9 protein-coding genes are annotated in these 9,952 nt (G+C 59.9%); 5 read left to right on the plus strand and 4 right to left on the minus strand.

The window, feature by feature from the left end; genetic code table 11:
- Positions 1-146: 146 nt before the first annotated feature.
- Positions 147-1,466, minus strand: coding sequence for a C4-dicarboxylate transporter DctA (gene dctA / locus AYR66_RS14565; RefSeq protein WP_272938344.1), 1,320 nt, complete (start codon positions 1,464-1,466; stop codon positions 147-149).
- A gap of 568 nt (positions 1,467-2,034) precedes the next feature.
- Between dctA and AYR66_RS14570 the strand changes: the two genes are divergently transcribed.
- Both AYR66_RS14570 and AYR66_RS14575 read left to right on the plus strand, forming a co-directional pair.
- Entirely contained in the window at positions 2,035-2,343 is a 309-nt protein-coding gene (locus AYR66_RS14570) for a BON domain-containing protein (RefSeq protein ID WP_088708083.1), read from the plus strand.
- A gap of 56 nt (positions 2,344-2,399) precedes the next feature.
- Positions 2,400-2,615 (plus strand): glycine zipper 2TM domain-containing protein, encoded by a 216-nt coding sequence (locus AYR66_RS14575; RefSeq protein ID WP_088708084.1) that lies wholly within the window; start codon positions 2,400-2,402, stop codon positions 2,613-2,615.
- Between the two features lie 66 nt (positions 2,616-2,681).
- Here the strand turns inward: AYR66_RS14575 and AYR66_RS14580 are convergent, their stop codons facing one another.
- Together AYR66_RS14580 and AYR66_RS14585 are read right to left on the minus strand one after the other, a co-directional pair.
- Entirely contained in the window at positions 2,682-2,996 is a 315-nt protein-coding gene (locus tag AYR66_RS14580; RefSeq protein ID WP_088708085.1) for a DUF190 domain-containing protein, read from the minus strand.
- Positions 2,997-3,144: 148 nt separating this feature from the next.
- The gene (locus AYR66_RS14585) at positions 3,145-3,894 is read right to left on the minus strand and encodes a 3-oxoacyl-ACP reductase family protein (RefSeq protein WP_206047179.1); all 750 of its coding nucleotides are present in this window, start codon (positions 3,892-3,894) and stop codon (positions 3,145-3,147) included.
- A gap of 110 nt (positions 3,895-4,004) precedes the next feature.
- On the opposite strand from AYR66_RS14585, the gene AYR66_RS14590 reads away from it, so the two are divergent.
- Positions 4,005-4,931 carry a LysR family transcriptional regulator gene (locus AYR66_RS14590; protein ID WP_088708086.1) on the plus strand — a complete coding sequence of 309 codons (927 nt, stop codon included), beginning with the start codon at positions 4,005-4,007 and terminating at the stop codon, positions 4,929-4,931.
- 128 nt (positions 4,932-5,059) lie between these two features.
- Here the strand turns inward: AYR66_RS14590 and AYR66_RS14595 are convergent, their stop codons facing one another.
- Complete coding sequence (locus tag AYR66_RS14595) at positions 5,060-6,733, minus strand: sensor domain-containing diguanylate cyclase (protein ID WP_170942152.1); 1,674 nt, start codon at positions 6,731-6,733, stop codon at positions 5,060-5,062.
- Positions 6,734-7,123: 390 nt separating this feature from the next.
- On the opposite strand from AYR66_RS14595, the gene AYR66_RS30430 reads away from it, so the two are divergent.
- Together AYR66_RS30430 and AYR66_RS14605 are read left to right on the plus strand one after the other, a co-directional pair.
- On the plus strand, positions 7,124-9,094 hold the full coding sequence (locus AYR66_RS30430) for a methyl-accepting chemotaxis protein (protein ID WP_272938345.1): 1,971 nt from the start codon (positions 7,124-7,126) through the stop codon (positions 9,092-9,094).
- Positions 9,091-9,621: a GNAT family N-acetyltransferase gene (locus tag AYR66_RS14605; RefSeq protein ID WP_206047180.1), complete on the plus strand. Its 531-nt coding sequence runs from the start codon at positions 9,091-9,093 to the stop codon at positions 9,619-9,621. The genes AYR66_RS30430 and AYR66_RS14605 overlap by 4 nt, the downstream gene beginning before the upstream one ends.
- Positions 9,622-9,952 lie beyond the last annotated feature (331 nt).

The raw sequence follows: 9,952 nt of genomic DNA on the forward strand, positions 1-9,952 counted from the left end.
CTGGTCGACCCGATCGTGGAGCGCACCGTCGGCCTGATTCGCCGTCGCGGCCGCGAATTATCTCCGTCGGCGCGCCAGCTGTATCAGATGATTGAACAGACCTGGCCGCGCCGCTTGCGTTAGACGGCAATAAGCTGCGCGGCGAATCAGGCAGCTGCCAACCCGGCGTCATGGGCCGGCGCTTCCTCCACTTCTTCAAGCTGGACGAATCCGCGGTTCAATTCGCTCTCGAGCACGCGGCGGTCGCATGCGCCCTCCCACAGCGATACCACGATGCTGGCGACGGCATTGCTGACAAGGCTGGTCAGCGCGCGCGCTTCCGACATGAAGCGATCGATACCGATGATGAGGGCGACGCCGGCGACCGGAATTTCCGGCATCACCGAGAGAGTCGCGACCAGTGCGACAAAGCCGCTGCCCGTTACGCCGGCGGCGCCCTTCGAGGTCAGCAGCATCACGCCGAGCATGGTCAGGATCTGCGCGAGCGACAGGTGGATGTTGCAGGCTTGCGCAATGAACACGGTGGCCAGCGTCAGGTAGATCGCGCTGCCGTCGAGATTGAAGGAATAGCCCATCGGCAGCACCAGGCCGGACACGCCTTTCTTGCAGCCGAGCTGTTCCAGCTTCATCAGCATGCGCGGCAGCACGGGTTCGGTGGAAGACGTGCCGAGCACGACGATCAATTCTTCCTTGAAGTAGCGCAGCGTCTTCAACAGGCTGAATCGGTGCAGGCGGGCCAGGGTCGCCAGCACGACGAACACGAAGAACAGGCAGGCGACATAGAAGGTGCCGATCAGCATGCCGAGCGAACTGATGGACTTGACGCCGTACTTGCCGACGGTGAAGGCCATCGCACCGAAGGCGCCCAGCGGAGCGAGTTTCATCAGGAAGCCGAACACGGTAAACAGCACATGCGAGAAGGAGTCGATGCCGTCCAGCATCAGCTTGCCGCCACGTCCGGTGCGCGCCACGCCAAAGCCGATCAGGATCGCCAGCAGCAGCACTGGCAGCACTTCACCCTCGGCGAACGCACCGAAGAAGGAATGCGGAATGATGTGCATCAGGAAGGGCACGAAGCCCTTGGGGGCGTCCGGCTTGACATACTTCGCCGCCACGGACTGGTCGAGCAAGGACGGATTCACGTTCATGCCGGTGCCGGGTTCCAGCAGATACACCGCGACCAGGCCGGTGGCCAGCGCAATCAGTGTCAGCAGGTAGAACAGGCCCATCGCCTTCACCAGCGTCTTGCCGACTTCCTTCATGTCGCTCATCTTGGCAATGCCGAGGGCGATGGTGCAAAACACGATAGGCGCAATCATCATCTTGACGAACTTCACGAACGCGTCGCCCAACGGCTTGAGCGAAGCGCCGAAGTCCGGCCAGTAATGCCCCACTGCGACGCCTGCGGCCACCGCCATCAGCACCTGGAAGTAGAGGGATTTGTAGTAAGGGGTTTTCGTTTTCACGCTCGTCTCCGTGAACAATTTGTTTGGAATGGAATGACGCAATGCGCCGGTACGAAGAGAGTGTCCTATCTGCCAAGTGATTTGTATATTGCGAGTTTTTTTGCGATTAATGCATCTGCAGCATGAGTGACGAAATCTTGTCGAAATGGAATGCCAGGCTTCCTTCATCAGCCCAACCCACGCGACTCGCAACTTACAACTGGTTACCCTTCCTTACAGCAAATCCATGCTGTCTATCTACACTTACGGGTATGTGGAACAGTGCATTTCAGGGTCCGGTCCTTGGTGCATGACACTCTCAAAACGCCGTCAGTGATTCACCCAGCAATCCTGACCTGAACTGCCGGACCGGAGGCCAGTTACGTCCCGAGGCCGGAAACGGGTCCTTGCGCAGCACACGATGCCGGATGCCCATGACCGCCCGGTCAGCCGATAGAGGCATCGCATCTGCAACGACCCGACTACACGACATCGACGCGCGCCCTGCCCTGCAGGAACGCAACGCGATGGGGTTCGCCCAAGAGGCGGGCATTGATTGACGAAATCGAACGACGAGGAGGAATCACTCATGAAAGCAAGGAATCGCATTGCCATCGTTCTCGCCGCGGCAGCCTTTACGTTCACGGGCTGCGCCTCGACGTCCAAGCAGGAAAGCGTCGGGGAATACATCGATGACTCGGTCATCACGACCAAGGTGAAGGCGGCCATATTCAACGATCCGGCGCTCAAGTCGAGCGAGATCAACGTCGAGACCTACAAGGGCGTGGTCCAGTTGAGCGGTTTCGTCAGCTCCAGAACCATGGTGGACAAGGCGGTCGCCAGTGCACAGGGCGTGCGCGGCGTCGTGTCCGTCAAGAATGACATGCGGCTGAAGTGAAGGGGCCGCGAGGCATGGGACGGAGTGTGTGCCAACCCCGGCAAGGAGGAAAACAAATGAAGACGACCAAAGGATGTACATCCGTTGCGCTCGCCGTGGCGATGGTGCTCGGCCTGGGCGCTTGCAGCGGCATGTCGAAGCGCGATGCGAACACGGTGATGGGTGCCGGTATCGGTGCGCTCAGCGGCTCGATGCTCACCGGCGGCAGCGCGCTTGGCACGGTCGGCGGCGCCGCCGTCGGTGGCGTGATCGGCAACAGGATGGGCCGATAGCATCGGCCTGAGGGAGTGCGGGCGGCGCAGTCCGCGCCGTTGTGACTTGAACGTCCAGCCTTGCCCTCACTCGCCCAGCATTCCAAACTCAATGGGGGCCTTCGTGTAGAACAATCGCACGTTCTCCCTGCGAAGACGTTCAAACAGCCTGTCGGCCTCTTCGGCTGAAACGATCATGACGATACAGACGGGCTGGTCGGCAAGTTCAAGGAAGCGTGCCGAGTGAACCCGGTGACGGTGGCCCATGCCTTGACTGGCAGGGATCACCGTTACGCCAGGCAGGTTCAGTTCATTCGTCAATTGGACAAGCCAATCGACGAGATGCATTCCGGCGTGGCGGCAGTTTTGCTCGGTAAAGAAGGTCAGTTGAAATCCGTCCATGCCTGTTCTCCTGATGACGCTTCGTTCGACTGGAACGTTGCACTGCCTGACAAAGTCATGACGAGCGACCCGGCCTTTCATATTGCGCCGCACGGCCTGCGACAAATGACCGCTGGCCGTTACACACGAGCCAGCGGATAGATTACACCTACGCCGCAAATCCGCCGTCGATCGACAGGCTGGCACCAGTGACATACGCTGCTTCGTCACTGGCCAGGTAAGCGACAAAACCCGCAATTTCTTCAGTCCGGCCGTAACGGCCCAAGGCCATCATTCCTTTCATCATCGCCGCAAAATCACCGCTGTCCGGATTCATATCCGTATCGACGGGCCCGGGCTGCACATTGTTGACCGTGATTCCACGAGGGCCGAGGTCGCGCGCCAGGCCGCGGGTGAGGCCGACCAGCGCCGACTTGCTCATCGCATACGGTCCACCGCCTGCAAACGGCATGCGGTCGGCGTTGGTGCTGCCGATATTGATGATGCGGCCGCCGGCAGTCATGTGGCGCGCAGCTTCCTGCGTCGCCACGAACACGCTGCGTACGTTGATTGCCAGGGTACGGTCGAAGTCTTCCAGGCTGAACTGGTCCAACGGCGCGACGGCCAGCGTCCCGGCATTGTTGACGAGAATGTCGAGACGTCCATGTGTTTCGACTGTCCTGCGAATGGCAGCCGACAACGCGCCGGCATCGGCACTGTCGGCCTGGAGCGCGACGGCGTTCCCGCCCGCCTCCTTGATTGCATCGACTGTCGCTTGCGCCTGGTCCGCCCCTTTGACGTAGGTAATGACGACGGCGGCGCCATCGGCGGCCAGCCGCTTCGCGATGGCTGCGCCGATACCGCGCGATCCGCCTTGAATGAATGCGACCTTGCCGGCCAGTCCTGTGTTCATCGACATGAAAGTACTCCTGAAAATTGAAATGGGGAGTTCAGTATCGCTTTTCGTTTATGGTCGAACTAGCCGGTAATTGTGCTATTCATTTCATACCAATGGTTTAAAATCGCACCATGGAAACCTTGAGCAGCATTGAATGCTTTGTCCGTAGCGCCGAAGCCGGCAGCTTTTCCGAAGCGGCGCGGCGGCTCGGCCTGACCTCGGCGGCGGTCGGCAAGAACGTCGCCAGACTGGAAGCGAGCGTGGGGGTACGTCTGTTCCACCGCAGTACGCGGCATCTGGCCCTGACGGAAGCCGGGCAACGCTTTCTCGCGGAAGTGAGCGGCGGACTCTTTGCCATCCAGACGGCGGTCGCCCACCTTGGAAGTGCGGGCGGAGAACCGGCCGGCACGTTGCGCGTGAGCATGGGCAATTCCTTTGGCCTGACCTATATCGTGCCCTTGCTGGACAGGTTCCTGAAACAGTACCCGCACATCTCACCCGACTGGCATTTCGATAATCGACCGGTCGACTTGATCAGTGAGAACTTCGATGCGGCCATTGGCGGCGGCTTTGATATCTCTCCCGGCGTGGTCGCGCGTGACCTGGGACCAGCGCATCGGGTGCTGGTGGCGTCGCCCCGATATCTGGACCAACATCCGCCGGTGAAGACACCGGCGGACCTTGCACATTGCGACGGCATCCTGGTCCGTTCGCCACAAACCGGGCGCGTGCGCGCGTGGCCCTTGCGCAATCGTTCCGGACAGCAGGCGCCGATCCAGCTGCGCCAGCACATCATGATGAGCGATCCGGAAGCTGTATGCCGGGTTGCCGAAATGGGATTGGGAATCGGCCTGGCCAGCATGCCCCATGCCCTGCCGTATCTCAATGACGGAAAACTGTCGCGCGTCCTCCCCGACTGGTATGTGGACGGCGGCATGCTGGCGCTCTACTTTCCCTCGCAGAACTTGCTGCCGGCAAAGACGCGCGCCTTTGTTGATTTCGTGGTCGCGCATTTTCGTGAGCAGAAGCTGGCGCAGCGGTTTTCTGCTTTGGGGTGAAGCCTTGTCGCTCCTGCCGCCGAAGCGCAGGTGGCAGGAACCGTCCGCTCCAACACCCGAGTGGGGAATTCGAGCGGAAATATCATCAGCGCGCACTGCACTGAAGGTGCCGGCATCGGCCAGCCCGCCTATTCTTTATCCTTGACCACCGCCACCGCGTTCCTGCCGACGTTCTTGGCCATGTACATCGCGTTGTCTGCAAAGTGCATCAGCTCGCGCGCCGTTTGCGCATGTTGCGGGTAGAGCGCAACACCGATACTTGCCGAGATCTCCAGGCGCACATCGCCAGCACGGGAAAATGGCGCTTCCAGGCAGCCACGTATTTTTTCCGCGACACCAAAGGCTTCATCAAGGTTGCCGATGGCGGGCAAGAGGACAACGAACTCATCGCCGCCAATCCGCGCGACCGTATCCGATCCCCGGACACATCCCTGCATGCGCGACGCGACACTTTGAAGGAGCCAGTCGCCCACGTGGTGGCCATATTGGTCGTTCACCGGCTTGAACCTGTCGAGGTCGACGAACAACAGACCGATGTTTTGGTGCTGCCGTTGAGCAAAGGCGAGCAACTGATCCAGGCGGTCTTCCAGCAGGCGCCGGTTTGGCAGGCCGGTGAGGCGGTCGTAGAAAGCGAGCTGGTCGAGCTCGTGCTGGATTCGCTTTTGTTCCGTGATGTCATAACTGACGCCAAGCATGCGCGTTGCAGTGCCGCCAGCGGACATGACCTTGGCAACGGACTTGATGTAATGCACTGATCGGTCTGGCCAGAAGATGCGAAATTCGCTGGAAAACACGGTTCCGCGCGTCATGGCGACGGACAGCTCTGCGTCTACGCGAACGCGATCCTCCGGGTGCAATATGCGCGTCCACCCGTCGTAGGTAACGTTAAAGGCGCGGCTGGAAAGGCCGTACAGGTGATACATCACCGAATCCCATGAAAGGTGACTCTCCTGCGCATCCCATTCCCACAAGCCGATAATGCCGACTGCCGCTGCGGCCTCGATTCTCTCCTTGGCCGCGCGCAGCTCGCTCGCTGTGTGTTCCAACTGGTGCGTGGCCTCTGCAAGAACGTTTCGAGCATCTTCGTGGTACGCCGTAAGGTAGCGTTCCTTCAGACGCAGTCCCTTGAAGCGCCATGCGAGGGATTCGGTGTCTTCGACCGACAAGGCCAGCAAGGTGCCGGGCTTCAGCACATCGATCGCCGCATCCACGCGCGCCGCCTGCTCGGGACTCTTGCAGCGAAACCGGACCGTAATCGTCAATCGGCGCAACATCGGATTTTGCGGAAAAGGCGCGTCATCCACGTGGACATCGACATATTCCATGTCGTCGAACAGGATGCAGCCGCCGTAGAACACACCGCGCACATAATCCGGTGGCAAAGCCACCACGTTGTCGTAGATGGCGAGCCCCTGCTCCACGTCGATCGACGTGAGCCTGCACCAGCCGATTTCCTCCGGCGCACCGCCGCGGACGACCGAGTTGTAACCGCCGCTTTCGTCGTTCGCATGCAGCCAGTCGAGACCCGACTGGATCATCGTCTTTCCTGGGCCCTGTTCGTACCAGATACGCAAAAAATTGATACCGGCGAAAAAAAGGATATTTGATGACGGGACGGTGGACGCGAGCTGCTCCAGCGTGGAAATGAGCATCGAATAGGGGTACCACACCAGAGGTTCGATCTCGTCCGCACGCAAGCGGATGTCACTTTGCGGAAGCGATTTGACGTTGTGGAGTGACGCAAGCAACCCGAGCAGAAAGGCGCCAGAGACCTCTCCCTTGAGTACTTTTTCAGACGGCATGGATACGCTCATCGATGAAGAATCTGGATACAGGACTTCAAGGGGCGCCGCGCAAAAGCCTTGCCGCCTCCATGCAGAAAATCCGTTGACGGCACGGGGCCGTTTTTAATTCTGAGTATAGTCCTCTCATCGACCGGCTGTCACCAAACGGCCGCTTCCATGTCGTCCCCTTCCCATGGTGGTGCGTCAACGACCTTCGATCGCTGCCGCTGCGGTTTGCTTCCCCGTTAGGAAAATGAAAATCCCGATCGCTTGCTGAAGTAGCGCCGGAATTGCGCTGGATCAGGCAAGTTGACAAAAAGGGAATGACCTCGACAACGAAAATTCGTACACTCTCGCGTTTCCGCACGGAAATATAAATCATCGCGTTGTTTCTTCAAGGGGAAGACAGTGGTCGCAGTACATCAATTCGGGTCCATCAAGACGCGTCTTACCATCGTGTTCGTCAGTGTTGTCGTCGTTTCCATGCTGTTGCTGGCCGTGGCAAATTTTGTAACGACGCGCTCGAGCACGATGCAAGCCATCGATACACAGCTCAAACAGATCTCGGAAGGGCGCTCGAGCGCCATTGCCGACTGGGTCAAGGCGGAGCGAGCGGTCGTCGCTTCAATGACGGACAATGCCGGCGCCGGCGACATGCTGCCTTTTTTGAAAGCCGCCGAAATTGCCGGCTCCTTCGAGCTTGCCTATACCGGCTATGCTGACAAGCGCATCGTGTTCTCCAAGCCGCAGCCGGATCTGCCGAAAGACTACGATCCGACCGGCCGGCCGTGGTACAAGCAAGCGATAGAAAAAAATGCGTCCATCCTGACGCCTCCCTACGAAGACGCCAGCAGCCACAAATTGGTCGTGTCATTCGCCCAGCCGGCAAAGGGCGCAACCGCGGTCGTCGCTGCCGACGTGCTGCTCGATTCCGTGGTCAACATCGTGCTCTCGATCAAGCCGACGCCAAACAGCTACGCGTTCCTGGCCGACAGCAACGGCCTGGTGATTGCTCACCCCGACAAGAATCGCCTGCTCAAGCCAGTCAGCGACATGGACAGCAGCTTGTCAGGCAAGAGCCTGCAGGAGGCCTCCGGCAGCATGCATGCCTCCGAAGTCACGCTCAACGGCCAGCACGCCATGTTGCACGTCAGCCGGGTTGCCGGCACCGACTGGATGCTGGCCGTGGTATTGGACAAGGCAGAAGGCACGGAGGCGCTATCGGGCATCCTGAAGAGCTCCCTGATCACTGCCGTCGCCGCCGCAATCATTGCAGCCATCATCCTGAGCTTGTTCATCTCGCGCATCATGGGACGCATGACCGCCGTGCGGGACGCGCTCCAGGACATCGCTTCGGGCGACCGCGACCTGACCCGCCGCCTCGATACGAGCGGTAACGACGAACTGTCGCAGATCGCCACCGCGTTCAATCAGTTCGTCGATCAGATTGCGCGCGTCCTGGTCGATATTCGAAGCTCCAGTGATTCGGTGAAGCTCGCAGCAGGTGAAATCGCAACCGGCAATCTCGATCTGTCTTCTCGCACCGAGCAGCAAGCCGGGTCGTTGCAGGAAACGGCGTCGGCGATGGAAGAGCTGACTTCCATCGTCAAGCAGAATGCCGAGAACGCGCGCCTTGCCAACAAGCTGGCCGAGGACGCCTCGCAAGTGGCGGTCGAGGGCGGTTCCGTGGTATCGAAGGTGGTGACAACCATGGATGCCATCAGCGCTTCGTCGCAAAAGATCAGCGACATCATCGGCGTCATCGACGGCATCGCCTTCCAGACCAACATCCTGGCGCTGAACGCCGCCGTGGAAGCGGCGCGTGCCGGCGAACAGGGCCGCGGCTTCGCGGTGGTGGCATCGGAAGTGCGCACGCTGGCCCAGCGCAGTGCCAATGCCGCGAAGGAAATCAAGGAGCTGATCAGCGATTCGGTGGGCAAGGTGGAAGTCGGCAGCGCGCTGGTCAATGAAGCAGGCCAGACGATGGAAGGCGTGGTCAACAGCGTCAAGCGCGTCACCGACATCATGTCGGAAATCCTGGCCGCGACCCAGGAGCAATCTGCCGGCATCGAGTCGGTGCACGATTCCATCGGCCAGATGGACAGCGTGACGCAGCAGAATGCCGCGCTGGTCGAAGAAGCTGCCGCTGCCGCAGGCTCCTTGCAGGAGCAGGCAACGTCTCTCGCGGACATCGTCGCCGCGTTCAAGCTGGGTAATGTACAGCCAAATCTGCAGCCTGCAGCGAGGACGGCGGTATCTCAACCGCGTCCTGCGGGCCAGGTAGCTGTGCGTGCCCGGCCGGCAAGCAAGGCAGTGGTGCCGAGGACAGTCGGTGCCAAGCCGGTGGCAACTGCCAACGGCGACTGGGAAGAGTTTTGAACGACAGTCCCGGCCCTGATCAGCCATTTAAGTGCCGCATCGCCTATCCTGGCGATGCCCCTGCAATACATGCAGTCCAGGAAGAAAGCTACTCCGTCCTGATGCAGGAGGAGATAGAGGTGATCCTGCAGCGGCTACATGACGCTCCTCGGACATGCTGGATCGCCGAGGACGATGCAGGGCCCTGCGGATACCTGTTAGCCTACCCGTCCAGGCTGGGCGCCGTCACACCTCTGGGCGGGCATTTCTGCCTCGTTTCCAATGCAGACACCTTGTACCTTCACGACCTGGCGGTACCAAGCCGCATGGCTGGCAAAGGCGTTGGCAGCGCCCTTGTCGAGCTTGCCATGCAGGCTGCCGCCGCCTGGAACATATCCAGTTCCGCACTCGTATCGGTGCAAGGCTCCCGCCAGTACTGGATGCGCCTTGGGTACACAGCGATGGCGCCCGATTTGCAATACGCTGCGAACCTGAAGAGCTATCCCGACGACGCGGTCTATATGGTCAAGCGGCTCTGCGGTTCCTGACGCGCAGTCAGCTGGGTGTGAAATAGAGTGCTCGGCCAACTTCCGTTGGTTTTATGGCACGGGCAGCGCCGATATCGTGTAAGACTCGCCAAAATTCTTGTGCAATCGCGCCATGAAGGAACATAATTTGTTTCCCTAAGGAAACATTTTTATATCCACGCATGCCTTCCCTGCCAAATCTGACCCTCGCTGGAATCTGGACTCCCATTGACAGCCGTTACCTCGTAGCAGACAAGAACTATGGGGGTCTTGCCCAGACCACCTATGCCCACCTGCCAATAGGAAGCGGCAACGGCCTTTTGATCTCGGGGTGGGGCTGGACTGGCGGGGT

The organism is Noviherbaspirillum denitrificans (assembly GCF_002211445.1).
In the GTDB taxonomy this organism is placed as follows: Bacteria; Pseudomonadota; Gammaproteobacteria; order Burkholderiales; family Burkholderiaceae_D; genus Noviherbaspirillum; species Noviherbaspirillum denitrificans.